At 67.2% G+C, this 23,674-nt stretch carries 21 protein-coding genes, 1 tRNA gene and 3 pseudogenes; 10 read left to right on the top strand and 15 right to left on the bottom strand.

All coding sequences use genetic code 11. From position 1 onward, the window contains the following. Window positions 1–69: 69 nt before the first annotated feature. Together G6048_RS19340 and G6048_RS19335 are read right to left on the bottom strand one after the other, a co-directional pair. On the bottom strand, window positions 70–537 hold the full coding sequence (locus tag G6048_RS19340) for a RidA family protein (RefSeq protein WP_165340811.1): 468 nt from the start codon (window positions 535–537) through the stop codon (window positions 70–72). Beyond that, window positions 534–692, bottom strand: a complete 159-nt coding sequence (locus tag G6048_RS19335; RefSeq protein ID WP_009189813.1) for a DUF4177 domain-containing protein — start codon at window positions 690–692, stop codon at window positions 534–536. Before G6048_RS19335 ends, G6048_RS19340 begins: the two co-directional genes overlap by 4 nt. A 187-nt stretch (window positions 693–879) precedes the next feature. Here G6048_RS19335 and G6048_RS19330 point away from each other — a divergent pair, with 187 nt between their 5' ends. Beyond that, window positions 880–1,857 carry an ArsA family ATPase gene (locus tag G6048_RS19330; RefSeq protein ID WP_165340810.1) on the top strand — a complete coding sequence of 326 codons (978 nt, stop codon included), beginning with the start codon at window positions 880–882 and terminating at the stop codon, window positions 1,855–1,857. Beyond that, the gene (locus G6048_RS19325) at window positions 1,854–3,158 is read left to right on the top strand and encodes an ArsA family ATPase (protein WP_165340809.1); all 1,305 of its coding nucleotides are present in this window, start codon (window positions 1,854–1,856) and stop codon (window positions 3,156–3,158) included. The genes G6048_RS19330 and G6048_RS19325 overlap by 4 nt, the downstream gene beginning before the upstream one ends. Before the next feature lie 228 nt (window positions 3,159–3,386). On the opposite strand, the gene wblA is transcribed toward G6048_RS19325, so the two are convergent. Then, window positions 3,387–3,725, bottom strand: a complete 339-nt coding sequence (gene wblA / locus G6048_RS19320; protein WP_055515737.1) for a transcriptional regulator WblA — start codon at window positions 3,723–3,725, stop codon at window positions 3,387–3,389. Window positions 3,726–4,133: 408 nt separating this feature from the next. On the opposite strand from wblA, the gene G6048_RS19310 reads away from it, so the two are divergent. Next, window positions 4,134–6,398, top strand: a complete 2,265-nt coding sequence (locus G6048_RS19310) for a transglycosylase domain-containing protein (protein ID WP_165340808.1) — start codon at window positions 4,134–4,136, stop codon at window positions 6,396–6,398. Between the two features lie 228 nt (window positions 6,399–6,626). On the opposite strand, the gene G6048_RS19305 is transcribed toward G6048_RS19310, so the two are convergent. Beyond that, entirely contained in the window at window positions 6,627–7,091 is a 465-nt protein-coding gene (locus G6048_RS19305; RefSeq protein WP_165340807.1) for a GatB/YqeY domain-containing protein, read from the bottom strand. A gap of 119 nt (window positions 7,092–7,210) precedes the next feature. On the opposite strand from G6048_RS19305, the gene G6048_RS19300 reads away from it, so the two are divergent. Together G6048_RS19300 and G6048_RS19295 are read left to right on the top strand one after the other, a co-directional pair. Further along, window positions 7,211–8,137 carry a metallophosphoesterase gene (locus G6048_RS19300; RefSeq protein ID WP_165340806.1) on the top strand — a complete coding sequence of 309 codons (927 nt, stop codon included), beginning with the start codon at window positions 7,211–7,213 and terminating at the stop codon, window positions 8,135–8,137. A gap of 133 nt (window positions 8,138–8,270) precedes the next feature. Then, a tRNA-Pro gene (locus G6048_RS19295) sits at window positions 8,271–8,344 on the top strand. A gap of 483 nt (window positions 8,345–8,827) precedes the next feature. On the opposite strand, the pseudogene G6048_RS19290 reads toward G6048_RS19295, so the two are convergent. The 4 genes and pseudogenes from G6048_RS19290 to G6048_RS19280 form a co-directional block, all read right to left on the bottom strand. After that, window positions 8,828–9,571: pseudogene (locus tag G6048_RS19290) on the bottom strand (site-specific integrase); the annotation flags it as partial. A gap of 40 nt (window positions 9,572–9,611) precedes the next feature. Beyond that, the gene (locus tag G6048_RS50955) at window positions 9,612–9,740 is read right to left on the bottom strand and encodes a hypothetical protein (protein WP_268978901.1); all 129 of its coding nucleotides are present in this window, start codon (window positions 9,738–9,740) and stop codon (window positions 9,612–9,614) included. Between the two features lie 158 nt (window positions 9,741–9,898). Continuing rightward, a complete protein-coding gene (locus tag G6048_RS19285; protein ID WP_165340805.1) occupies window positions 9,899–11,335 on the bottom strand; it encodes a non-reducing end alpha-L-arabinofuranosidase family hydrolase in 1,437 nt (478 codons plus the stop codon). A gap of 371 nt (window positions 11,336–11,706) precedes the next feature. After that, complete coding sequence (locus G6048_RS19280) at window positions 11,707–11,862, bottom strand: hypothetical protein (RefSeq protein ID WP_235990035.1); 156 nt, start codon at window positions 11,860–11,862, stop codon at window positions 11,707–11,709. A 6-nt stretch (window positions 11,863–11,868) separates the two neighbouring features. On the opposite strand from G6048_RS19280, the gene G6048_RS19275 reads away from it, so the two are divergent. Further along, the gene (locus G6048_RS19275) at window positions 11,869–12,321 is read left to right on the top strand and encodes a hypothetical protein (protein ID WP_165340796.1); all 453 of its coding nucleotides are present in this window, start codon (window positions 11,869–11,871) and stop codon (window positions 12,319–12,321) included. A gap of 273 nt (window positions 12,322–12,594) precedes the next feature. On the opposite strand, the gene G6048_RS19270 is transcribed toward G6048_RS19275, so the two are convergent. From G6048_RS19270 to G6048_RS19250, 5 genes and pseudogenes are all read right to left on the bottom strand, one after another. Further along, window positions 12,595–14,067 carry a non-reducing end alpha-L-arabinofuranosidase family hydrolase gene (locus tag G6048_RS19270; protein WP_206341792.1) on the bottom strand — a complete coding sequence of 491 codons (1,473 nt, stop codon included), beginning with the start codon at window positions 14,065–14,067 and terminating at the stop codon, window positions 12,595–12,597. A 637-nt stretch (window positions 14,068–14,704) separates the two neighbouring features. Continuing rightward, a pseudogene (locus tag G6048_RS19265) lies at window positions 14,705–14,878 on the bottom strand (transposase); the annotation flags it as partial. A gap of 37 nt (window positions 14,879–14,915) precedes the next feature. Continuing rightward, window positions 14,916–15,038 carry a hypothetical protein gene (locus tag G6048_RS50950; RefSeq protein ID WP_268978900.1) on the bottom strand — a complete coding sequence of 41 codons (123 nt, stop codon included), beginning with the start codon at window positions 15,036–15,038 and terminating at the stop codon, window positions 14,916–14,918. A 181-nt stretch (window positions 15,039–15,219) separates the two neighbouring features. Next, window positions 15,220–16,274: pseudogene (locus tag G6048_RS52230) on the bottom strand (IS630 family transposase); the annotation flags it as partial. Between the two features lie 320 nt (window positions 16,275–16,594). Then, window positions 16,595–17,002, bottom strand: a complete 408-nt coding sequence (locus G6048_RS19250; RefSeq protein WP_165340803.1) for an SseB family protein — start codon at window positions 17,000–17,002, stop codon at window positions 16,595–16,597. A 1,008-nt stretch (window positions 17,003–18,010) separates the two neighbouring features. Between G6048_RS19250 and G6048_RS19245 the strand changes: the two genes are divergently transcribed. After that, window positions 18,011–18,550 carry a hypothetical protein gene (locus G6048_RS19245; RefSeq protein ID WP_165340802.1) on the top strand — a complete coding sequence of 180 codons (540 nt, stop codon included), beginning with the start codon at window positions 18,011–18,013 and terminating at the stop codon, window positions 18,548–18,550. A gap of 466 nt (window positions 18,551–19,016) precedes the next feature. Here G6048_RS19245 and G6048_RS19240 read toward each other — a convergent pair whose 3' ends face one another. Continuing rightward, complete coding sequence (locus tag G6048_RS19240) at window positions 19,017–20,357, bottom strand: cytochrome P450 (RefSeq protein WP_165340801.1); 1,341 nt, start codon at window positions 20,355–20,357, stop codon at window positions 19,017–19,019. Window positions 20,358–20,728: 371 nt separating this feature from the next. Between G6048_RS19240 and G6048_RS19235 the strand changes: the two genes are divergently transcribed. Then, the gene (locus G6048_RS19235; RefSeq protein WP_165340800.1) at window positions 20,729–20,911 is read left to right on the top strand and encodes a hypothetical protein; all 183 of its coding nucleotides are present in this window, start codon (window positions 20,729–20,731) and stop codon (window positions 20,909–20,911) included. 79 nt (window positions 20,912–20,990) lie between these two features. Here G6048_RS19235 and G6048_RS19230 read toward each other — a convergent pair whose 3' ends face one another. Further along, window positions 20,991–22,010: a response regulator transcription factor gene (locus tag G6048_RS19230; protein ID WP_165340799.1), complete on the bottom strand. Its 1,020-nt coding sequence runs from the start codon at window positions 22,008–22,010 to the stop codon at window positions 20,991–20,993. Window positions 22,011–22,298: 288 nt separating this feature from the next. Here G6048_RS19230 and G6048_RS19225 point away from each other — a divergent pair, with 288 nt between their 5' ends. Together G6048_RS19225 and G6048_RS19220 are read left to right on the top strand one after the other, a co-directional pair. Further along, window positions 22,299–22,520 (top strand): hypothetical protein, encoded by a 222-nt coding sequence (locus tag G6048_RS19225; RefSeq protein ID WP_165340798.1) that lies wholly within the window; start codon window positions 22,299–22,301, stop codon window positions 22,518–22,520. A 66-nt stretch (window positions 22,521–22,586) separates the two neighbouring features. Further along, window positions 22,587–23,585, top strand: coding sequence for an LLM class flavin-dependent oxidoreductase (locus tag G6048_RS19220; RefSeq protein ID WP_165340797.1), 999 nt, complete (start codon window positions 22,587–22,589; stop codon window positions 23,583–23,585). Window positions 23,586–23,674 lie beyond the last annotated feature (89 nt).

The raw sequence follows: 23,674 nt of genomic DNA, 5'->3' as shown, positions 1-23,674 counted from the left end.
GAACCAATGCCGGAACCAATGCCCCCAGGGAGCCCGATCAACGACCGACCGGCGCCCCAGGAGGCCCGATTACGCCTCCGTCAGCTCCACCTGGATCTCGACCTCCACCGGCGAGTCCAGCGGCAGCACCGCCACCCCGACCGCACTGCGCGCGTGTACGCCCTTGTCGCCCAGGACCGCGCCCAGCAGCTCGCTCGCGCCGTTCACGACGGCGGGCTGGCCCGTGAAGTCGGCGGCCGAGGCCACGAAGCCGACGACCTTGACCACGCGCGCGACGCGGTCGAGGTCACCCGCGACCGACTTGACCGCGGCCAGGGCGTTCAGCGCACAGGTGGCGGCCAGCTCCTTGGCCGCCTCCGGGGTGACCTCCGCACCCACCTTGCCGGTGGCCGCGAGCTTGCCGTCCACCATGGGGAGCTGGCCGGAGGTGTAGACGTACACCCCGCTCTGCACGGCGGGCTGGTACGCGGCCAGCGGCGGCACCACCTCGGGCAAGGTCAGCCCGAGTTCGGCCAGCTTGGACTCGACGGCGCTCATGCCTGCTTCTCGCGCTTCAGGTAGGCCACCAGCTGCTCGGGGTTCGGCCCGGGCACGACCTGGACGAGCTCCCAGCCGTCCTCGCCCCAGGTGTCCAGAATCTGCTTCGTGGCATGGACGAGCAGCGGCACGGTTGCGTATTCCCACTTGGTCATGTGGCCGACTGTATCCGCTGCCCCGCACGGCCTTCCGCGCGCCTTGCAGCCTGGCTTCCGCATGCCTTGCAACCGGGCTTCCGCACGCCTTGCAACCGGCCTCCCCCGCACGTTCTCCACAGCCTCCGCCCCCCGTTGTCCACAGCCACCTGCGTAGCCCGGCCGCCGACTGGTTAGGCTCGAAGATGTGAGCAGGCTCCAGGTCGTCAGCGGCAAGGGCGGTACCGGTAAGACGACGGTCGCCGCAGCCCTCGCGCTCGCCCTCGCCACGGAGGGCAAGCGCACCCTCCTGGTCGAGGTCGAGGGCAGGCAGGGCATCGCGCAACTCTTCGAGACGGAGGCGTTGCCCTATGAGGAGCGGAAGATCGCCGTCGCGCCCGGGGGCGGGGAGGTGTTCGCCCTCGCCATAGACCCCGAGCTGGCGCTTCTCGACTACCTCCAGATGTTCTACAAACTGGGGGGTGCCGGACGGGCCCTCAAGAAGCTCGGCGCCATCGACTTCGCCACGACGATCGCGCCCGGCCTCAGGGACGTACTCCTCACCGGTAAGGCGTGTGAGGCGGTCCGCAGGAAGGACAAGACCGGGCGGTTCGTGTACGACTACGTCGTCATGGACGCCCCGCCGACGGGCCGCATCACCCGCTTCCTGAACGTGAACGACGAGGTGGCGGGCCTCGCCAAGATGGGCCCGATACACAACCAGGCCCAGGCCGTCATGCGGGTCCTCAAGTCCCGTGAGACAGCCGTGCACTTGGTGGCCCTCCTGGAGGAGATGCCCGTCCAGGAGACCGTCGACGGCGCCTCCGAACTGCGTGCCGCGAAGCTCCCGGTGGGCAGGATCATCGTGAACATGGTGCGGCCCACGATTCTCGACGAGGCAGACCTGGCGCTCACCCGCGAGGCGCCGCGCACGGCCATCGCCAAGTCGCTGTCCGCGGCCGGACTCGGCGGCGCACGCCGCGGCGGAGTCGCCGAGCGGCTCGTGGAACCGCTGCTCACCCAGGCCGACGAGTACGCCGAGCGGTACGCACTGGAGCGCGAGCAGCGGGCCGTGCTCCAGGAGCTCGGCCTCCCGCTGCACGAACTCCCGCTGCTCGCCGAGGGACTGGACCTCGCGGGCCTGTACGAACTCGCCACCGAACTGCGCCGGCAGGGGATCTCATGAGCTTGGACCCGGTCCGCGTCCTGGACGTCGACCCGCTGCTCGACGACCCGAAGACCCGCATCGTGGTCTGCTGCGGGGCGGGCGGCGTCGGCAAGACCACCACCGCGGCGGCCCTCGGGCTGCGTGCGGCCGAGCGCGGCCGGAAGGTGGTCGTCCTCACCATCGACCCGGCGCGCAGGCTCGCCCAGTCGATGGGCATCGACGCGCTCGACAACACCCCGCGCCGGGTGAAGGGCGTCGACGACTCCGCGGACGGCGAACTGCACGCGATGATGCTCGACATGAAGCGCACCTTCGACGAGATCGTCGAGGCGCACGCGGACCCCGAGCGGGCCGCCGCGATCCTGGGGAACCCCTTCTACCAGTCGCTCTCGGCGGGCTTCGCGGGCACGCAGGAGTACATGGCGATGGAGAAGCTGGGCCAGCTGCGGGCCCGCGACGAATGGGACCTGATCGTCGTCGATACGCCCCCGTCCCGTTCGGCGCTGGACTTCCTGGACGCCCCGAAGCGGCTCGGTTCCTTCCTGGACGGCAGGCTGATCCGGCTGCTGACCGCGCCGGCGAAGCTGGGCGGCCGGGCCGGGATGAAGTTCCTGAACGTCGGGATGTCGATGATGACGGGCACCTTGGGCAAGCTGCTGGGCGGGCAACTCCTCAAGGACGTCCAGACGTTCGTGGCCGCGATGGACACCACCTTCGGTGGTTTCCGTACCCGCGCGGACGCCACGTACAAGCTCCTCCAGGCGCCCGGCACGGCCTTCCTCGTAGTTGCGGCCCCGGAGCGCGACGCGCTGCGCGAGGCCGCGTACTTCGTGGAGCGGCTGGCCGCCGAGCACATGCCGCTCGCGGGTCTGGTGCTGAACCGGGTGCACGACAGCGGCGCCGCCCAGCTGTCCGCCGAGCGGGCGCTCGCCGCCGCGGAAAATCTTACGGAAGCCCGCATTGTCGATCAGGAGGCTGGGAAAGCTGGACTTCGTAACTCTCCCGACACGGATGACAGTTCAGAATCTCCCGCTTCCGCCGTTCCCGAGGCTCCCGCACCCGACGCAGGCTCCCCCGCCGCGGACCGGATCGACGCCGAAGGAGCAGGGACGGCCCGGACCGTCGAGCAACTCACCGCGGGCCTGCTGAGGTTGCACGCCGAGCGCATGCGGCTGCTCTTCCGCGAGCAGCGCACGCGCGACCGCTTCACCTCGCTCCACCCCGAGGTGGCGGTGGCAGAAGTGGCCGCGCTGCCCGGCGATGTGCACGACCTCGCAGGGCTGCGGGACATCGGGGACCGGCTCGCCGCCGGTTCGTAGTCCTTGGCCGGCCGGAGCTGCGTGAGCCTCTCGGGGTCGCCTGGACCCCGGCTGCGTATGGGACCTCGCGGGCCCTGGTCGCAGACAGCGTCGTATACGGCCCGTACGGCAGTACCCGTACGGCAGCAGTCGCATACGGACGGCTGCGTACGGTGCTTGTAGGCACGCTCGACCGCGGCGGGTGGTGTGACGCGGCCGCGGTTCGTGTGAGGTGACCGCGGCAGGCGGTCAGCCCACCGCCGCGTAGTTCTCGTACACCTCTTCCTCGTCGAGGGGCAGAATGCCCGCCCCCCGCTCGTATTCCGTACGCGCTGTCTCGAGCAGCCTGCGCCAGGAGGTGACGGTTGGCCGCCTGCGCAGCAGTGCGCGGCGCTCCCGCTCCGTCATCCCTCCCCACACGCCGAACTCGACGCGGTTGTCCAGCGCGTCGGCAAGACATTCCGTACGCACCGGACATCCGGTGCACACTGCCTTCGCCCTGTTCTGCGCTGCTCCTTGAACGAACAGTTCGTCCGGATCGGTAGTGCGACAGGCCGCCTGCGCACTCCAGTCGGTTACCCAGCCCATACCGGCGCCGTCCTCTCCCGAATCGAGGCTCCCCCACGGCGGCAGCGGCATATTCACCGCCGCCAGTTGAGGACGTTACGGAAGGTGGGCACAGTCAACCAGCCCCTGCGGGCCCAATCTTGAATGGCCCGAATGGACTATGGGTACGCGGCAGATCACCCAACGGAGTGAGCTGACGGCATATGTAACTTTCCTGGCAAACCAGGACAGTTGAGCTGCGTCACAACGGACGCCGAGTGACACATGAGGCGGATTCGGGCACGAGCCCAACAAAAAAGTTGGGAATCGACTGGAACGATTCGGGGTCGCCAGCCGTATTGATACGTGGCCCTACTGCTGTGACAGTTGTGAGCAGCTTAGGCCAAGGCCTGTACGCGTGTCCGGCGAATGAGAACGTAGGCTGCCCTCATGGCAAACAAGCGATCGGGTGGAGGCCTGTCTCCGGTTCAGCAGGCCGCCAAGTTCCTGGGTGTCAGCGTGCTCGCGGGAGCCGTCGCGGCGGGCATCGCGCTGCCCGCGGCAGGCGCACTCGGGCTGGCGGCCAAGGGCTCGGTCGAGGGTTTCGACGAGATCCCCGCCAACCTCAAGCGTCCGCCGCTGAGTCAGCGCACCACGATCCTGGACAACCAGGGCGGCCGGATCGCCACGGTCTACTCACGCGACCGCACCGTGGTCGAACTCAAGGACATCTCGCCGTTCATGCAGCAGGCGATCGTCGCGATCGAGGACTCCCGCTTCTACAAGCACGGCGCGGTGGATCTCAAGGGCGTCCTGCGCGCGCTCAACCGGAACGCGCGGAGCGGCGAAGTGTCCCAGGGCGCGTCCACGCTCACGCAGCAGTACGTGAAGAACGTCTTCGTGGAGGAGGCCGGTGACGACCCGACGAAGGTCGCCCAGGCCACACAGCAGACCCTCGGCCGCAAGATCAAGGAACTGAAGTACGCGATCCAGGTCGAGGAAGAGCTCGGCAAGAAGACGATCCTCGAGAACTACCTGAACATCACGTTCTTCGGCCAGCAGGCCTACGGAGTCGAGGCCGCGGCCCAGCGCTACTTCTCCACGTCCGCCAAGGACCTGAACCTGGAGCAGGCCGCGCTGCTCGCCGGCGTCGTCCAGTCCCCGACCCGCTACGACCCGGTCAACGACGAGCAAGAGGCGATACAGCGGCGCAATGTGGTGCTCCAGCGCATGGCCGACCTGGGCAACGTCTCCCAGGCGGAGGCCGACGAGGCCAAGGAGAGGCCACTCGGCCTGAAGGTCAGCAAGCCGAACAACGGGTGCATCACGGCGGTCAAGGGCGCCAGCTTCTTCTGCGACTACGTCCGCGAACTGGTGCTGAGCGACAAGGTCTTCGGCAAGACCAAGAAGGCCCGCGCGAAGCTCTGGAACCAGGGCGGCCTGACCATCCAGACGACACTCGACCCGCAGGCACAGGACTCGGTACAGGCCTCGATCAAGAACCACGTCAGGAAGTCGGACAAGGTCGCCACGGCCACCACGCTGGTCGAGCCGGGCACCGGCAAGATCCTCGGCATGGGCCAGTCGAAGCCGTACGGCTACCGCAAGAACGAGACCGAGATCAACTACTCGGTCGACCAGAGCGTGGGCGGCTCGAACTTCGGCTTCCCGACCGGTTCGACCTTCAAGCCGTTCCTGGCCGCGGCCGCCCTCGAGGAGGGCACCCCGCCGATCCAGGAGTACCCGGCACCGTTCGAAATGCCGTATCCGGAGACAGTGCAGACCTGTGATGGGAGTCCTTGGCGGAACTCGGAAGGCGCCAAGGTGGAGAACGAGGACGAGTCCGAGGTCGGCCCGTACCGCCTGCGGGAGGCGATGGAGAAATCCGTCAACACCTACTTCGTGCAGATGATCGAGGACATCGGCATGTGCCCGGTGTCCAAGATCCTGGACAAGATGGGCGTGGTGCAGGGCAACGGCAAGAAGCTGCCCATCGTGCCGTCCTCCCTCACCCTCGGCTCCACCGGCATCTCACCGCTGACGATGGCGAGCGCGTACGCGACCTTCGCCAACCGCGGTACGTACTGCACGCCGATCGCGATCGAGTCGATCAACCGGCGGACAGGCGGCGAGACCAAGTCGCTCGAGGTGCCGAAGTCGACCTGCAGCAGGGCGATGTCCGAGACCACGGCGGACACCATCAACCAACTGCTGGGCGGAGTGGTCGACTCCGGTACAGGGCGGCAGGCCGGCCTCTCCGACCGGGCCAACGCGGGTAAGACGGGTACGACCGACGAGCGCAGGAACGCCTGGTTCGTCGGCTACACGCCGAACATGTCCGGCGCCGTCTGGGTCGGCAGCGCCACCCAGGCCGTCAAGATGTCGAACATCAGGATCGGCGGAGAGTGGCACGAGAAGGTCTTCGGCGGCGAGGTGCCCGGCCCGATCTGGAAGGACGCCATGACCGGCGCCCTCGAGGGCAAGGAGGCCCCGGGCTTCAACCCCGTCCACATCCCCGACCCGCCCAGCGATGACAGGGACCGTCCGGGCGACGGCGACGACGGTGACGACCGCGGGAACGGCAACGGCGGGAACGACAACGGCGGCATCGGTGACCTCCCCATCCCCCAGCCGTCCTTCTCGATCCCGGAGGAGTGGACGATCGGCGGGAACAACGGCAACGGCGGGAACGGGAACGGCGGTCGGTTCCCGTAGCCCGTAGGCCATAGGCATCCTGGGCCGTTGACGCCGTACGACCGGTGTTGATGCCGATACGACGGTGGGGGCGCCCCTTGTCATAAGGGGCGCCCCCACCGTCGTATCGGGCGTACTCGCGTATGGCTATAGACGTATCCACGTACGGCTATGGGCGTATCCCCGTACGGCTGTGCAGGCCTCGGGTTCTCGGGTTCTCGGCTTCTCGGGTTCTCGGGTTCCGGATCTTCAGCCCGCGAGCTGCTTCTTGACCAGTGCGGCGACGCGGCCGCCCTCGGCGAGGCCCGCCACCTTCGGGTTCACGATCTTCATGACCTGGCCCATGGCGCGCGGGCCCTCGGCGCCGGCCGCCTTCGCCTCCTCGACCGCCTGGGCGACGATCTGCTGGAGCTCGTCGTCGGACAGCTGCTTGGGCAGGTAGTCGGCGAGGACCTCGCCTTCCGCCTTCTCCCGTTCGGCGGACTCGGCGCGACCACCCTTCGCGAAGGCCTCGGCGGCTTCACGGCGCTTCTTCGCCTCACGGGTGATCACCTTCGTGATCTCCTCGTCGGAGAGCTCGCGCTTCTCCGTGCCGGCGACCTCCTCCTTCGTGATCGCCGTGAGGGTCAGCCGGAGCGTCGAGGAGCGGAGCTCATCGCGCTCCTTGATCGCGGCGTTGAGGTCTTCCTGCAGCTTCGACTTGAGCGTGGTCATGGGGTCGATTGTCGCAGGTGTGGTGGGACAACGGCCCCTTGATTTCCGGCGGCACGCCTTCGGCCGCCCGGGGAGAGCCGTGCGGCTCGGTCGTACGCGCCGTCTGACACGATGGGCGTATGCGCGCGCAATACGCAGTACCTCTGGGAATCACGGCGGCCGGCGCCGCCGGACTGCTCTACTCGGTGGGATTCGAGGCCCGTTCCTTCCGCCTGCGGCGGGTGACGGTGCCCATACTGCCGCCGGGCATGCGCCCGCTCCGCGTCCTCCAGGTCTCCGATATCCACATGGTGAGCGGCCAGCGCAAGAAGCAGCGGTGGCTGCGCTCGCTGGCCGGGCTGCGCCCCGACTTCGTGATCAACACGGGGGACAACCTCTCCGACCCCGAGGGGGTTCCGGAGGTCCTGGACGCCCTCGGCCCGCTGATGGAGTTCCCCGGCGCGTACGTCTTCGGCTCGAACGACTACTACGGGCCCAGATTCCGCAACCCCGCCCGGTACTTGCTCGAGAAGGTGCAGGGACGGCACGGGCTGAACGGCAACCCGCCCGTCGTCGGTGCCCTGCACAACCCGTGGGAGGACCTGCGCGACGGCTTCGACTCGGCGGGCTGGCTGAACCTGACGAACGTCCGGGGCACGTTGAAGATCGACGGCCTGGAGATCGAGCTGACCGGCCTGGACGACCCGCACATCAAACACGACCGGTACGAGCGCGTGGCCGGCGGCCCCTCCGACTCGGCCGACTTCTCGATGGGCATCGTCCACGCCCCGTACCTGCGCGTCCTCGACGCCTTCACCGCGGACGGCTACCCCCTGACCCTGGCCGGCCACACCCACGGCGGCCAGCTCTGCCTCCCCTTCTACGGTGCCTTCGTCACCAACTGCGACCTGGACACGGACCGCGTGAAGGGCCTGTCCACGCATACGTCCGCCGGCCGGACCTCGTACCTGCACGTCTCAGCGGGCTGCGGCACAAACCGCTATACACCGGCACGGTTCGCCTGCCCGCCGGAGGCTACGTTGCTGACGCTTACGGGGAGGGAGTAGCGGGCGCTGTCGCTGCGCCCGTGGTTCCGGGTCCCCCCGGAAAAACCGGATTTCGCCTCCAGCCACCGGTGGGCTAAAGTAAACGACGTCGCCACGACACAGCCCACTTGAAGTGGCCTGCTCAAAGCGACATCGGGGTGTAGCGCAGCTTGGCAGCGCGCTTCGTTCGGGACGAAGAGGTCGTGGGTTCAAATCCCGCCACCCCGACAGAGAAACACCAGGTCCCCGGACTACTCACGTGAGTAGTCCGGGGACCTGTTTCGTGTGCGTGTCTATCTGCGTGACTGAGGCCTGTGAGATGGGTCAGCCTCCGCACTCATCGGACACGCCTTAGCGCGATGGGCAGAGTGCGTAAGAGTTGGCTGCCCCTGCGGGCCCGTACGCTGCTCCCCACAAGAGCCCTTGAAGGCCTGATTTGGGGGCAATGGCGATCACGCAGTCACTGGAGCCGGGAGGCGAGGGAGGTTGAGGAAGAGCTGAGGCAGAGGTGGTAGTCATGATGGCCGTGGTGATGCCCAGGGCGGCTACGACAGCGGAACGTCCGAGGATGTAGCGCAAGCGCAGAGTGGTCATGCTCGTAGCGTGTCCGGTCGCGAGGCCGTCAGTCGCCGAGGCATGCGACGCAACCTGATCGTGCGATCTCCCGAACGTGCGTCTACCTGCGGTCACGCAACTCAACGGACAGAACAGCTAGCGCTCCGTACCGCGCTTAAAGATGCCGTCCATGACCACGGCACCCGTCTGGATCACCGGGCGGATCTGCTTGCGGTAGACCTCCTCGGTCACGGCCGTGCCGGAGTGGCCGACGAGCCGGGAGATCTCTTCCAGTGGGACGCCACGGTCCGAGAGCAGGGACACGAAGCTGTGGCGGAGCTCCCGGGGTGTCCAGTCGTCGGCGTTGATTGCCTCGGCGTCTTTGAGCGCCTGGCGGAAGGCTCGCCGGACGTTGGTCGCGTCGAGCGGTTTGCCGACGGCCGACGAGAAGACCAGCCCGTGTTCCTCCCACTTGTCGCCAGCGGCGAGCCGATCCCAGCCCTGGTCTTCGAACTGCTGCCAGAGGACCTCTACGCAGCGCGCCGGCAGAGCGAGCGTGCGCCGGGACTTCCGGGTCTTGGTGTCCCCACCGCGCCGGACCGAGCGCCACACCGCGATGTGCGGAAGCTGCGGCGGGTCGGCGCCCGGCTGGCCCTTCAGGAAGACGTGGTCCCAGGTGAGAGCTCGCAGTTCCTCCGTGCGGGCACCGGTCAGCAGGGCTACGACGATGTACGCGTGCATCGAGGTCCCCTCGGCCGCCTTGAGTACCGCCTCGGCCTGGGCGAAGGTGAGCGCCTTGGAGGGACGACCCATCTGCCCCTGCGGCACGGAGCACAGCTCCACCACGTTGCGCTTGACCTTGTCCCGCGCCATGGCCCGCTTGACCGAGCGGTTCAGGCTCATCTGGACCCGGCGCTGAGCAAGGCGTCCGAAGGATTCGTCAGGCCAGCGCGTGGACGACGAGCCGGTTCTGATCTCCGTCAAAGATGCCGGCCAGAACGTTGGCCTCCCGGCGGTCCCCATTGAAGAGATTCCGCTGGTCGACGTGCACGGTCAGAAGCGTACCCACGATGAGAGTCCACGAACGAGAGGAACCCCAGCCGACGCGCGGCTGGGGTTCCTCAAGGTGGTGAGTATCGGTCAGCGGGTGGAGTTGCGCACGCCGTAGACAGCTCGTCCACGCGTCGGCGGACCGCACCCCATCGCGATCACCGTGGATCAGGCGGGTCAGCGCTGCAGGGTGAGCAGGCCCGGCCGGTACGGCAGCGTCAGGTACTCGGCGCCGTCCGAGGAGGGGTTCCTGCCCTGGTAGAGGAGCTGCAGGTTGCAGGGGTCGATGGTCATGGTCTGGTCGGGGTTGTCGCGGATCAGGTCACCGTGGCTGATGTCGTTGGTCCAGGTGGCGTTGCTGTTGGCCTTGCCGGCGAAGGGGTTGCTTTCGGTGGCGGCCTGCGGGGTCCACGGACCGTTCAGGCTGGAGGCCGTGAACGAGCGGAAGAAGCGCTGCTCATTGACACCCCGAGCCTCGACGATCATGAGGTACTGGTTCTGGCCCTTGACCTTGTAGACCTCCGGCGCCTCGAACAGGTTCTTCTCCGTGTCGCTCATGACCGTCGTGAACGAGGAGCCGAAGCTGCTGGGGAAGTTCCCGATCGGCATGCTCGCCCGGTAGATGCTGCCGTTGTCAGCGGCGAAGAACAGGTACATGTTCTGGTCGTCGGCGATCATGGTCGGGTCGATCGGGGCATCCTTCCGGTTCGGATCGGGGTTCTGGGGGAGGGTGCCGGTGAACAGCGGCTGCTTGGCGGACCAGCCGTTGGGGTTGGTGGGGTCGCTGGACGTGCGGTAGTAGAGCGGCCACTGGCTCCACTGGGACACCATCACCCAGATGTTCTTGGGCGCGAAGTAGAACAGTTCGGGCGCCACCGCGGACTCGTTCATCGGGGTCTGGGTGGCCGCCCCCATGTCCGACCAGTTCGTGAAGGGACTGAACATCGTCGAGCCCCAATTCTCTCCGTCGGAGGTGGTTGCGTAGACCAGGTGCTTGCCGTTGTACGTGGTGGTGGTGAAGTCCTTCAGCGCGACCTGCCCGTTCGCCGGCTGCGCCAGCGGGCCGGTCGAGTTCCACCGGTAGGTCGACGGAAGAGCACACGCGTTGCCCGTCCCGGACAGGCCGGTCCACTTCTGGTTGGCGCCGCCGTGGCACGACCAGATCTGCACCCCCGTGCCGTTGGACTTACCCCAGCCCGAGACGTCCAGGCACAGCCCGGACCGCACGCCGACGATCGTGCCGTCGGGGTTCACCCGCCACTGCTGGTTGTCACTGCCGTTGCACGCCCAGATCTGCACCGGGGTCCCGGACGTGGTGGCGCCGCCCCGGACATCCAGGCACTTGTTGCCGTACACGGTCAGCTGGTTGCTGTCCGTCGACGTCCACTGCTGGTTGTTTCCGCCGTGGCAGTCCCAGATGTGCACGTTCGCGCCGTCGGTCTGGCTGAAGCCCTCCACGTCGAGACAGCGGCCGGAATCAACACCGCGCACGTCGCTGGTGGTGGCCGCCTGGGCCGGGCCGGCGACGAGCAGCGCCGCCAGCGCGGCCAGGGCCGCGACCGCGGCGGCGAGCACCGCGGACGGGTGTCTGCGGCTGAAACTACGTCTGTGCATAAGGACCTCGTCATCCTTGAGCAAGCGACTCCGGCTTGGCCCGTCAGGGGCTGTCAGGAGGCGGTGTGGTGTGGCCCTGACGTGTTCGACATAACGAACATAGGTCGAAATGTCGAGCAATTGGATAATAGGGTTCCGGTGATCAGCGTCAATACCTCGCGCAAAACTCGCGGGCAGAAACGTTCGCAGGCTGAAACCAGGCGGCTTCAAGTCCCGTGGTTGTACGGGTCTTTGGCGTGAGGGGCAGGTAGCGGTGCGGGCAGGCTTGGACAGGCACCGTTGCGGTACTGGTTGCCGCCGCTCCCGAAAAGGTTGCCGCCCGGTCCAAGTTTTTTCGGACCTCGCTGGTGGGCTTGAGCCGGATACCGGTGTCAGCAGGGGGAGTTGGTCTGCGTGAGCAGGCCCATCCGGTAGGGCATCTTGATGTAGCCGTCGTTGCCGTTGGCCTTGGGGTCGACGCCCTGGTGGACGAATTGGAGCCGGCAGGGGTTGATGGTCAGTGTCTGGTCGTTGCTCGCGCGGATCATCTCTCCGTGACTGATGTCCTGGCTCCAGACGCCGCCGGGGAAGGTGACGTCCCGGCATCGGCATACCATCAGCTGCTCGACCAAGGCGTGTACGTGGCCGGCGTGTCCACCATGTACCGCATCCTGCGCGAGCACGACGAGGTCCGTGAGCGTCGCCGCCACGCCGTCCACCCAGCGCACGCCAAACCGGAACTACCGGCCACCCGCCCGAACGAGATCCGGTCCCGGGACGTAACGCGGCTGCGCGGACCGGGCAAACGGGTCTTCTGCCACCTGTACTCGATCATCGACATCTACAACCGCTACACCGTCGTCTGGATGGTCGCCGTCCGCGCCGACGTCCTGACCGCCGCCTACCAGCGCAACCCCGAACGGTTCGTCAACAAGCCACCCACCCCGCCGATCATCCCCACCAACGTGTGGATCAACCAGCCGGACGGCCACGCCGCCGCCCAGTGATCACCTCGGACGCCGGCGACCCCGGCTCACTCGACAAACCCTGAAACCGACCGACTCACCAGGCTTGAGACGTTCCGCGTCTCGTGGTCGACCAGGACGAGGCCGCCACCATCCGGGTTCTCCGCGTGCACGGGCGGGCTCGGCCTTGCACCGAGCCCGCCGCTCCAACTCCACCTGTTCCTGATCGCTCGCTGTGACGCTCACCTGGTTCGGCGTACGTCGTTGCCCGCGAATGTCAGGAACACCGGAGCCGGACCTGTGTCACGCCACCGGCTAGCGCTGCAGTGTCAGTACCCCCGGCCGGTAAGGCAGGGTGCCGTAGTCCCCGCCGTCGGTGCGGGGGTCGCGCCCCTGGTAGAGGAACTGCAGATTGCAAGGGTCAATGGTCTTGGTCTGGTCGGGGTTGGTGCGAACCACATCGCCGTGGCTGATGTCCCTGGTCCAGGCCGTCGCGCCACTGTTGGCACTGCCGGCGAAGGGGCTGGTCACGGTCTCGGCCTGCGGCTGCGGTGTCCACGTACCGTCGAGGCTGGTGGCCGTGAACGAGCGGAAGTAGCGACCATACCCTGTGTAATTCTGGGCCTCGACGATCATGAGGTACTGGTTCTGGCCCTGGACCTTGTAGACCTCCGGCGCCTCGAACAGGTTGAGCGCCGTGTCGCTCATGATCTTCGTGAACGAACCGAAGGTGCCCGGGAAGTTGCCGATGGGCATGCTGGCGCGGTAGATGCCGCCCTCGTCGTCGGCGAAGAACATGTACATGTTCGTGTCGTCGCCGATGAGGGTCACGTCGAGGGGGCCCCTCTTCCGGCGCGTGCCGTCGGGATCTACAACGTCCGGGAGGGTGGTCGTGAAGAGATCCTGCTGCGGGCCCCAGCCGTTGGGGTTGGTGGGGTCGCTAGAGGTGCGGTACGAGAAGCTGTAGGGCCAACCCCCGTTGTAGGCGAGCACCCAGATGTTCTTCGGGGCGAAGTAGAACAGCGTCGGCGCGATGCCATCGAAGGGAATCGTGTTCTGGGTGGCGGTGGCCATGTCGGACCAGTTCGTGAAGGGGCTGAAGGTCGTCAATCCCCAGCGCCCATCGTTACCGGCGAGGGTGTTGTGCGTCGTGGCATAGACGATGTGCTTGCCGTTGTGGACGACGCTGGTGAAGTCCTTGAGCGAAGCCCACCCCGCCTTCGGCTGCGCCAGCGGGCCGGTCGAGTTCCACCGGTAGGTCGACGGAAGAGCACACGCGTTGCCCGTCCCGGACAGGCCGGTCCACTTCTGGTTGGCGCCGCCGTGGCACGACCAGATCTGCACCCCCGTGCCGTTGGACTTACCCCAGCCCGAGACGTCCAGGCACAGCCCGGACCGCACGCCGACGATCGTGCCGTCGGGGTTCACCCGCCACTGCTGGTTGTCACTGCCGTTGCACGCCCAGATCTGCACCGGGGTCCCGGACGTGGTGGCGCCGCCCCGGACATCCAGGCACTTGTTGCCGTACACGGTCAGCTGGTTGCTGTCCGTCGACGTCCACTGCTGGTTGTTTCCGCCGTGGCAGTCCCAGATGTGCACGTTCGCGCCGTCGGTCTGGCTGAAGCCCTCCACGTCGAGACAGCGGCCGGAATCAACACCGCGCACGTCGCTGGTGGTGGCCGCCTGGGCCGGGCCGGCGACGAGCAGCGCCGCCAGCGCGGCCAGGGCCGCGACCGCGGCGGCGAGCACCGCGGACGGGTGTCTGCGGCTGAAACTACGTCTGTGCATAAGGACCTCGTCATCCTTGAGCAAGCGACTCCGGCTTGGCCCGTCAGGGGCTGTCAGGAGGCGGTGTGGTGTGGCCCTGACGTGTTCGACATAACGAACATAGGTCGAAATGTCGAGCAATTGGATAATAGGGTTCCGGTGATCAGCGTCAATACCTCGCGCAAAACTCGCCAGCAGAAACGTTCGCAGGCTGAAACCAGGCGGCTTCAAGTCCCGTGGTTGTACGGGTCTTTGGCGTGAGGGGCAGGTAGCGGTGCGGGCAGGCTTGGTGATCATTACGGACCCCGACCAGGTCGCTCACCTGAGCCTCTGGTTCGGCTCGGTGCCCAACCCGCGCTCGCGGCGGGGCCGGTGGCACTCACTGACGCCGGTCCGGTCTACGTGTGCCTGCGGCGGTCGTCTGCGGTGCGGGGAGCGTCGAGAACTCGCCGAGCGGGGTGCGAGGGCCTCGGGTGGGCCGTTCACGGGCCCTCGCTGTGGGCCGTCACCTGCTCGGGTGGCGACGTACGCCGTCGCCGGCGGCGATCGGGCGTGCGCCGGAGGCTGTTGACGGCGACGCCCCGGACCGGGCGGTGGCTGCCTACCTCGCCGACCGGCACCACGCCACCGACCAGCGCCACGGGGGATCGTCGGCGTCCGCACCCGCAGTGCTGGGCAGGTCGCGCCAGGGTGAGCAGGTGCGGTACTTCCACGCAATAGCCTTAAGGGTCCGGCGGTGGTCAGCCCACCGTCGCCCACAGGCCGGATCGGCCGGCATCGGCGGTTCGATCCGGTCCCACATCGCACCGGTGATCACTAATCGGACAGACACATCCGATCAACTGACCAACCCATCAAAGAGACACGCTCTAGCTGATGCGCTCGGCTCGCTCCAGCTCCTTGGAGTATCCGGGAAGCTCACTGCCGTCGATCCATACGGGGATACGTTGATGAACGAGCAGGAGTCCGCCGCCGCACTCCGGGAGATCCACGGTCTCAGGCAAAGGTGCGGTGAGGAGCATCAGCTCGCCGCACTCGACGACCTCGCGTCCATGCTGGAACAGTGCGCGGCCACCCCAGGCAGTTACTTGTGGTTCGCGGGCGACTGAAGCTCCCGCCACGCCTGCCGTGTGAGTGTCTACTGAGCTCTTCGGATTGTTGTCGGCGGGTGGGTGTGAGGCCGGTGCCGGCAAGGCAGCCGTCGATGAGGTCGGGACGGAGCTGAATGTGACGCAGGCCCCGGCGGAGGGTGCGTTCGAGGTGCTCGTCGTCGGTGAAGGCCGTGTTGGCCAGTGGGCCGCGCCGTAACAGCGACCAGACGCCTTCGACCGGGTTCAAGTCCGGTACGTAAGAGGGCAGTTGGACGATGGTGAGCCAGTCGTGTGCGGCCGCGTAGTCACGCATCCCGGCGGCCCGGTGGGTGTTGAGATCGTCCCAGATCAGCACGATGGGAGCTTGGAGCTGGATGTGGGCGCGCACGACCAGGTCGCGGTAGTCGTTCCAGGCGAAGCTGTCACGCCCTTTGCCCCGATGCTTGCGGTGGCGGCGCGGCCGGTAGATCAGCCGGGAGGTCTCGCCGGGCCTGTAACAGCACATCGCCGCGATCGACCAGCGGCGCCAGGAGCGGCCCCGCATCCGCACCACCGGCGTGTGCCCACGCCGGCCCCAAGTGCGGGCGCGCGGCGGCGTCATCGAGAACCCGGCCTCGTCCTCAAAGACGATGTAGGCCCCCAGCGCCGCCGCAGTCATTCCACGTGCGGCCACACATCCTTCTTCCACAGACCCACCGCCTGCTCGTCGCGCTCCAGGGCCCGGCGGGCGGGACACTGCCAGGACCAGCCGTGCCGGTGCAGCAGCCGCCACACCGCCGCCGACGAGCAGTCCAATCGGAACGTCCGGGCGATCAGCTCCCGGATCCGGGCCAGGGTCCACCGCTGCTCCTCCCAGCCATGCACGGCCGGCCCCAGCACCAGTTCCTTCTCCAACTCGGCGAACTGCTCATCGGACAACTTGGACAGTTTCGGTGGCCCCGCGGAGGCGAGCGCGTCCATCCCGCCCTCCCGCCAGGCACGCCGCCAGCGTTCCACCGACCGCTCACTCACCCGCAGATCTTTCGCGATCACCGGGGTTCTCTCATCGCGGCCGAACCGCTCGCCTGCCTCGTACCGGATCCGTTCGCGTAATCGCTGCCTCTCGGCGGTCAGTCCGCCACCCTGTGCGTACCGCATACCACCGGCCTACCGCAGAGATCACCACCCGTCACCACCCCCGACAACAATCCGAAGAGCTCAGTAGGCGGATCATGGATCACCACGCGGTCGCGCCGAGGCCCGTGCCCCTAACGTGCCCGATCGAGCAGTGCACGGCGGGGAACAACGGGGAACAGAGGCGAGAAGCCCGAGAACCCGCACGTCAACGTCTCACCAGCTGAGTCCCGATCTGCATACGCGATCTTCCAAACTGGCTACGTGGGTTCGATTCCCGTCGCCCGCTCCATACGTATCAGGGCCGGGCCGGAGGGTCATTCCTCCGGCCCGGCCTGATCGTTTCAGGCGAGGCAGCGGGCGAGCAGCCACCGCGCTTCGTGTGCGGACAGGGTCAGCGAGTCCTCGTTCCCGGCATCGATGACCAGCACCACTTCGTCGGTCGGCCAATGAGCGGCCAGCTGCCGCAAGGTGACAGGCCGGTAGCAGGGCACCTGGGGGAAGGCTCTGAGCAGCCGCTCCTCCGAGGTGAAGACCATGACCGCGGGGGCGAAATTCACGCTTTCGATCACCGGCAGCACAAACCGCACGAACTCACTGCGGTCACGTGTGTATTGGATCCCGCTGACCGCCGGGATCAACACATCACAACCCGCCAGCGCCTCCAACGTCCGGCTGTCGGGCGCCCTGGCCAGATCCCGCAGAGCGTCCCGCGCCACTGCCTCGAAGAGCTCGGCGGGGATCTCAGTCATGACGCCATACCTTTGCTGGACGAGCCCGCCACTCGATACACCGCCGCCTACCCGCGATCGGCCCGATCATGCGGAGAGGCCGGTCTCGACGGTGCCGTACGAGCCGTTTTCACAGGTGTCGTACGTCCGGACCACTCGAAGCTGAGGCTGCGGGGCTAAGTGACCAGCCGTACCCAAGCGCGGGTATGAGTGTCTGACTGCGTGACAACGCCGACGCACAGCGGCGGACAACCCCGCACACCTGTGGACCATCGCGGGAGGTGAGAGGCACAGCGGCGCAAGGTCAGACGCCCGCCCAAGTTGCTTCGGGACGAAACGGTCAGCATGCAAAGCGACCGACCCTACAGCTGGTTGGAGACTGTGCACGGCGGCCCCACCTATGCAGAGTGAGGCGGGAGCGGTGACACACGGTGGGCAACGCCGCCACTCTGACCCAGTGACGAGCATCACACCAAACGCTCCAAGATTTTTTGACGGTCCGGGCCCTTCCCGCGCCTAGAGGTAGGAAACCTCATCTGGGACCAGCAAGGAGTCCGCATGTCTTTCGTTGCGTGCCTGGGTCAAGGTCGGCCCACCGCCACACGTTGCGACGGCCTATGCCTTGACCCGCAAATCGTGTTGAGCGCCAGTCGGCCAGCCCCTGACCGAAGCTTCCCCTGCACCCGCTGTGCCGATGCGCTACCCCACCCGCTAGAGCCTGACCCCGACGATGTTGTCGCTGGCATCTTCTCCGCGCTTCCCCGCAAGGTATTGGACGACCTAGGGATACTCCGCCAGCGGAGCTACGCTGGCTCGATCCGCAACAGCATCCTTTTCATCGTTTTGCCTCCAGACGAGGTGTTGCAGCGTATTCCACCTGCTTCGGGGGAACGGGGAGTACTCCGCTCTAGGGAAGCAGCCCACTGGCTGTTGTCGCTTTTCCGTTGCTGGCGACGATTCCCCACGCCGCCGATTCGCAGTGCTCTCCTTGCTGCGCTGATTGCGCGTAACGCTGCAATCGACGGGGACGTGGACCAGGTGGATGCCTTCGCTCGAACATGGCTGGGCTTGCGCCGGCCAGCGGCATGGCGTGAGGCCGTAGAGATGGCGCTGCTGGGCGACTGGGTTGAGGAGCTCACCCAAGGAGTGGCTAGCGACTCAGTCCTAGCCCAGCTTCTGCGCCGGCAAGCGGACATCGAGCACCGGCACTTGCAGCCTCTGTGGGAGCGCAGAGTGCGAGACAAGCACATCGTGCTGCTCGGCCAAGAGATTGGTGCCAGCCTGACCCTGGAGGATCTGTTAGCTGACCGCCAAACCCCGGAAACGCGGGCCCTTCACGGCGAACCAATCAGCGATTCAATCGCGTCGGTGTTACGCGGTCTGTGCGACACGGAGGCGGCAATCGCCCTCCAGTGGGCGTACTCGGGTGACACCTGGGCTGTCGCCGCGATTGCGAAGGGGATGCCAGCTGCCTACGGCGCACGAGTGTGGCGCAAGCTCAAGCGACTTGGGAACAGGTACACCGTACGACGTGCATCGGCCAATGCGACTGCGGCGGTGATGTCGTGAGCGTGTTCGCCGGGGCCCTGCCAGAGTTTCTCGGAAGCCTGTGTGCCGCACTTGTCATCGCTGGTATCAGGAGCGTGCATCTCCGGTTGAAGGCGCGACCGGTCCGATCGGCACCGTCAGAAAGCACCGACGACGACCCCCTAGCCACCGTCTCTCCTGAGCCGTGACTCCTCTGAAGGACTGGGAGAAACCTGGGAGAAGATCTTCTCCCGCCGCCCTCCAAGCACCCAGAAGAGCCAGCTCATACCGACGACTTGACCTGCATTGACGTCGTCGCACCCTGGTTTCGATCTTACCCTGACCTTATTCGGGACTAAGAGGTCGTGGGTTCAAATCCCGCCACCCCAACAGAGAAGTACCAGGTCAGGCCCGGTTTCCTTCACAGGGAACCGGGCCTGACGCGTTCTCCGGGACCTCTCGGGAGTGAGCGGGGAGTGGATCATGATGGCCGATGGCGTCTGCGGGCCTACGCTCCTCGTCGCTTGCGCATGGACATCGGGAGCGACCGGGGGGTGGAGGAGAGGCGTGGAGTGAGGCGTGCGTGTGCTCCGGGCAGCGGATCGAACTGCCAGTGGGCGACCACGGAGGCCAGTGCCAGGGTGGCCTCCGTCATGCCGAAGACTTCCCCGATGCACTTGCGAGCACCACCGCCGAAGGGCGTATACGCACCCGGGGGAAGCCTGGTGCTGTCGTCGAGCCACCGATCGGGGTCGAAACGCTCAGGGCCGGGGAACAGGTCGGCGCGCTGCTGCACGATGTGGGGGCTGTACAGGACGTTGGAGCCGATCGGGAGATGTTGGCCTGCCAGTTCGGTGTCCTTGGTCGTGACCCTGGTGAGCAGCCAGGCCGGCGGGTGCAAGCGCAACGTCTCCGTGATGACCCGACGCGTCAAGTCCAGTTGCGGGAGGTCGTCATACTCGGCAAGCCGGCCGTCGAGCACGGCGTCGACCTCGTCGTGCAGCCGCTGCCGGACGAGGGGGTCGCATGCGAGCAGGTACAGCGACCAGGCCAGCGAGGGCGCCGCAGTCTCACTGCCACCGAGGTAGAAGGCGAAAACTTGATCGTGGATCTCCGTGTCGGTCAGACCTTGGCCGTTCTCGTCACGAACGGCCAACAGCATGGACAACAGATCTCCGTGGTCCACGCCCGCACGCCGGTAGTCCGCGACGACCTGGGCGACATACCGCCTGAGCCCTGACCGGGCCTGATCGAACCGGCGGTTGCCCGGCGTCGGAATTCGATTCACGAAGGACCAGGGCATGAGCATCCGACGCATCATGCCGGTCATGACAATGTGCAGACACAGCCGTAGCTCCTTGAAGGTCGAAGCGTCGAGATGGGCGGCGAACAGCGTGCGCACCACGATGTTGGTGATGAGCTCGTTCATGGTGGCCAGCACGTCGACCTTCCGGCCCTCCGTCCAGCTCTCGGTCATCGCGGTGATCTCCGAGGACATCACCCTGGCGTAGCCGGGGAGGCGATCGTGATGGAAGGCCGGCTGCGTCAGCCGACGTTGCCGACGGTGATCCCTGTGCACACAGGTAGCCAGCCCGTTTCCGGCCACGGTCCGCACCTGCTCGTAGACCGCGCCACCCTTGTCGTAGGTCCGGTCATCGACGAGGACCTGGTGGACCAGCGCCGGATCGCAGAGCACGTGGTACGACACCGGCCCAAGCTTGATCTTGACCAGGTCACCGTGCACCGGCAGAGAGGACAGGAAGTCGAGCGGCCCCTTGGCGAACGGCACCGCATGACCGAGCAGAGGCAGTTCTCCCGGAGCTGAACCGATTCTCGGATTTCCTGTCATATATGCACCTTTCAGCCGTCATGTGCGCTCCTTACTGTCCGTACGGCAGTGTCATCGCGTCCGGCGATGGCCGCGGCCGGGCCTTCGGTGCCGCACGGGCGTCGAGGAGCGCGCTGGACCTGAACGCAGAGCGCTCCCGTTACTCCAAGACTGGCAGTCGGCCGCTGCGACATGCCCGGCCAGGTACGGACAATTACCCCATTAGGTGGCGTTTAGTAGGCACCCGAAGTAGGCCCGCCCCCCTCGGCACCGCGTGTTCGCAGGATGCTGCGAGCCGGCTCGCAGGAAGCTGCACGTCGTTCGGAGCGAGGGGGCAGGGGGGCGCTGGGACAGTGGAACGACCAATCCCCCTTACAGAAGGAGCCGGCGCGATGGCCCAGAAATCCACGGGTGGGAGTAAGCGGAATCCGTTGGCCGGGATGACCGGGCTGCTGATCGCTCTCGCCTGTTCTCTTGTGATCTTCGACGGTGCGGTGAAGGTCGTGGCGGTGTCCGTGTTCGCCATCGGGGCGCTCTTCTGCGCCCGTTCGCTGACGCGGGCCGGCGGGCAATAAGCGCTACGGCGACCGATACGACGGGGGTCGGAGCACCTGGTCACGGTGCTCCGACCCCCGTCGTATCGGTTGCGGGCTCTCAGATCCAGCCGCGTTCGCGGGCGAGCAGCGCGGCCTGGAAGCGGCTGGACGCGCCCAGCTGGTGCATCAGCGACGCCACGTACTTGCGGTACGTACGGACCGACATGCCGACGTCACGGGCACCGGTCTCGTCCTTGTCCGCCATGCACAGCGATTCCAGTATCTTGCGCTCGATCTCGCCGGGGCGGTGGTCGGCCGGCTCCGCGCCGACGCCCTCGCCGGATGGCGGTGGGAGTTCGTGGGCCTGGCCCCACATGCGGTCGAACAGCGAGACGAGGGTGGCGACGAGCCCGGGTTCCCGGGCGAGCAGGGCGCCGCGGCTGCTGTCGGCCGGGTCGATGGGAGTGAGCGCGGCGACCCGGTCGAAGATCAGGACACGTTCGAGGGGGAGCCGGGAGATCCTGATCTCCGCTCCCTTGGCCGTCAGTTCCCGCAGGTACGCCATGGTGCCGGGGTCGTCAAGCGCGGCGGCCCCGATCAGGCTGCGCATCCGGATCCCACGGCGCAGGATGCGTTCGTTCGGTGACCGGGACGCCGCGATGGCCTGAGGGGGGATCAGTCCGCTCGGCCAAGTGGTCAGGCTCTCCGTGCGGGTGAAGAAGGTCAGTTCGTCGATGGCGGCGCGGACCCGGTCGATTCCCACCAGGCGTTCCATCGTGGGCCGGTCGGTTCCGGCCACGGCGTCGCTCACCGGTGCGGCGTCCCGTTCGGCGAGCAGCGAGGTGACGATGTCGTGCTCGGCGGCCGAGTTCTCGAGTTCCTCCCGGGCCAGGGTCACGCGGCGGTCGATGAGGGCCTCGATCGCCTTGGCGGGTGCCGCGGGGCGCAGCAGGCCGTCGGCGATGGTGGCGAGCCCCAGTTCGCAGGCCCGCTTCTGCAGTGACCGCGTCGACTCCTCGCCCGGGGAACTGTTCTCTGCCGCTTCTTTCAAGTCGACGCCGCCGGTCCGCAGCAGCATGCGGTAGAAGGCCTCTTCCTCGGATCTGACGCCGAGAAACTCAAGACTCGGATGCGGCATAGCTCCCCCCAGGGTCTACACGGTGGTCAGTCGCACACATAGGTCTACCGGGCTGAGCAGGGAAAAACTACGTAGATCGACATGTCCGTTCAGATCGGTGACAGAACACGCGCATGAAGTGACATGGCCGCGCGCAGCAAGCTGCGCGCAAGACCCCTCCAACTCGGGCTTCCCGAACGGCAGAGTTGTGGTCACAAGGAGCCCACGGGAACACCCCGAAAGCTCCACGGAATCCCGGCCGGACTGACCGGATTCCAGATCCACACATCTCGACCAGGGGGAACAGTCATGAAGAAGCGCTTCGCCACCTCGCTCGTCGCCGCCGCTCTTCTGGGCCTCGCCGGCACCGGCACCGCCCAGGCGGCCGAGGCTTCGGCCGGCACCCCGGCCCAGGTGGCCGCCACCACCGCTCCGGCCACCGGTTCCGCCCTTACCGATCTGTCCTCTCTCCCCGCTCTGATCCTCGGCGAAGTGGTACCGGTCGGCCGCCTGATCCTCGACTGGGACTAGTAACCGGAACGAGTTCACCCGCCCGTCAGCCAAGGCCCCGGCCAAGGAACAAGGAGAGAACCCCCGATGACCGCCTACTCGGTCCTCGTACCGTTCGTCCCGAGCAGACCCGAGCAGATCCTGCCGTTCGCGGGACTCGTGCACTGGACCGGCGCCCACCGGCTGTGGCAGGGGCAGAGCCTCGCCACCGAGTCCCACCAGGGATTCGCCCATGCCGCCGGTGCGGGGTTCCGGGTGCCGGCGGGACTCGGGGTGACCCTGATGCCCCTGCGGCATCCCACGGAGGCCGCACTCCAGGCACGGTCGCTCTCCCTGATGACCGGCGAGTCGGTACTGGCGGGGTACGGGCCCGGAGCGCCGAGTGTGCAACAGGCCCTGCTCGGCGCCCCGTACCGGAGTCCGCTCACCGCGGCCCGCGAGTACCTCACCGCCGTACGCTCCGCGCTGACGGGGAGTCCGGATGTGCTGGACGGTGAGTACGTGCACCAGGAGGCGCTGCTGCGGGCGATGCCGGGGCCGAAGGTGGAACTCGGACTCGGGGTGCTGCGCCCCGGTATGGCCCGGGTGGCGGGCGAGGTGGCCGACGCGGCCATCACCTGGCTGACGCCCGCTCGCTATCTGCGGGACCACATCGTGCCCGCGGTGCGCGAGAGCGCGCAGAAGGCCGGCCGGCCCGCTCCCCGCGTGGTGGCCATGGTGCCCGTCGCTCTGGCCGCCCCCGACCGTGACCCCGTACAGCTCGCCCTCGCCTCGAACCGGAACCATCTGCGCGCACAGCACTACCGCGACATGCTCCGGCGCGGCGGTGTGGACCTGCCGGACGACGTACCGGAGGGCACCGGCCCACCCGGCGCCGACGAAGCTGTCCAGGGCAAGGCTCTGATCGCGGGCGACGCCTTCCTGTACGGCGAACCGGACGAACTGCTGGCCAAGTTCGACGCCTTCCGGGAGGCGGGGGTCGACGAGATCGTCCTCAACGTCACCGGTGTGGCCCACCTCTTCGGACCGCAGACCGCCACGCAGGAGCTGCGCAAGCTGCTGGCCCTGCTGGACCTGGTCGTCTGACTCCGCGGCACCGGCGGCGGAGCTGAGGAGGGACGGCTGCCCGGAGCGCTGGCCAATATCGCGACCGAGGACGCCAAGCGGGTCGGCGT

The sequence above is a fragment of the Streptomyces ureilyticus genome, from assembly GCF_011045025.1.
In the GTDB taxonomy this organism is placed as follows: Bacteria; Actinomycetota; Actinomycetes; order Streptomycetales; family Streptomycetaceae; genus Streptomyces; species Streptomyces ureilyticus.
This window is presented reverse-complemented; position numbering and strand designations above follow the sequence as displayed.

Bases quoted from the DNA above. Each gene is read 5' to 3' on its own strand.
- G6048_RS19285 (WP_165340805.1), bottom strand. From the start codon at position 11,335: ATGCACAGACGTAGTTTCAGCCGCAGACACCCGTCCGCGGTGCTCGCC.
- G6048_RS19325 (WP_165340809.1), top strand. From the start codon at position 1,854: ATGAGCTTGGACCCGGTCCGCGTCCTGGACGTCGACCCGCTGCTCGAC.
- G6048_RS19310 (WP_165340808.1), top strand. From the start codon at position 4,134: ATGGCAAACAAGCGATCGGGTGGAGGCCTGTCTCCGGTTCAGCAGGCC.
- G6048_RS19220 (WP_165340797.1), top strand. From the start codon at position 22,587: ATGACCGCCTACTCGGTCCTCGTACCGTTCGTCCCGAGCAGACCCGAG.
- G6048_RS19305 (WP_165340807.1), bottom strand. From the start codon at position 7,091: ATGACCACGCTCAAGTCGAAGCTGCAGGAAGACCTCAACGCCGCGATC.
- G6048_RS19340 (WP_165340811.1), bottom strand. From the start codon at position 537: ATGAGCGCCGTCGAGTCCAAGCTGGCCGAACTCGGGCTGACCTTGCCC.
- G6048_RS19235 (WP_165340800.1), top strand. From the start codon at position 20,729: ATGGCCCAGAAATCCACGGGTGGGAGTAAGCGGAATCCGTTGGCCGGG.
- G6048_RS19300 (WP_165340806.1), top strand. From the start codon at position 7,211: ATGCGCGCGCAATACGCAGTACCTCTGGGAATCACGGCGGCCGGCGCC.
- G6048_RS19280 (WP_235990035.1), bottom strand. From the start codon at position 11,862: ATGATCCGCGCGAGCAACGACCAGACACTGACCATCAACCCCTGCCGG.
- G6048_RS19250 (WP_165340803.1), bottom strand. From the start codon at position 17,002: ATGACTGAGATCCCCGCCGAGCTCTTCGAGGCAGTGGCGCGGGACGCT.
- G6048_RS19335 (WP_009189813.1), bottom strand. From the start codon at position 692: ATGACCAAGTGGGAATACGCAACCGTGCCGCTGCTCGTCCATGCCACG.
- wblA (WP_055515737.1), bottom strand. From the start codon at position 3,725: ATGGGCTGGGTAACCGACTGGAGTGCGCAGGCGGCCTGTCGCACTACC.
- G6048_RS19270 (WP_206341792.1), bottom strand. From the start codon at position 14,067: ATGCACAGACGTAGTTTCAGCCGCAGACACCCGTCCGCGGTGCTCGCC.
- G6048_RS19240 (WP_165340801.1), bottom strand. From the start codon at position 20,357: ATGACAGGAAATCCGAGAATCGGTTCAGCTCCGGGAGAACTGCCTCTG.
- G6048_RS19225 (WP_165340798.1), top strand. From the start codon at position 22,299: ATGAAGAAGCGCTTCGCCACCTCGCTCGTCGCCGCCGCTCTTCTGGGC.
- G6048_RS19230 (WP_165340799.1), bottom strand. From the start codon at position 22,010: ATGCCGCATCCGAGTCTTGAGTTTCTCGGCGTCAGATCCGAGGAAGAG.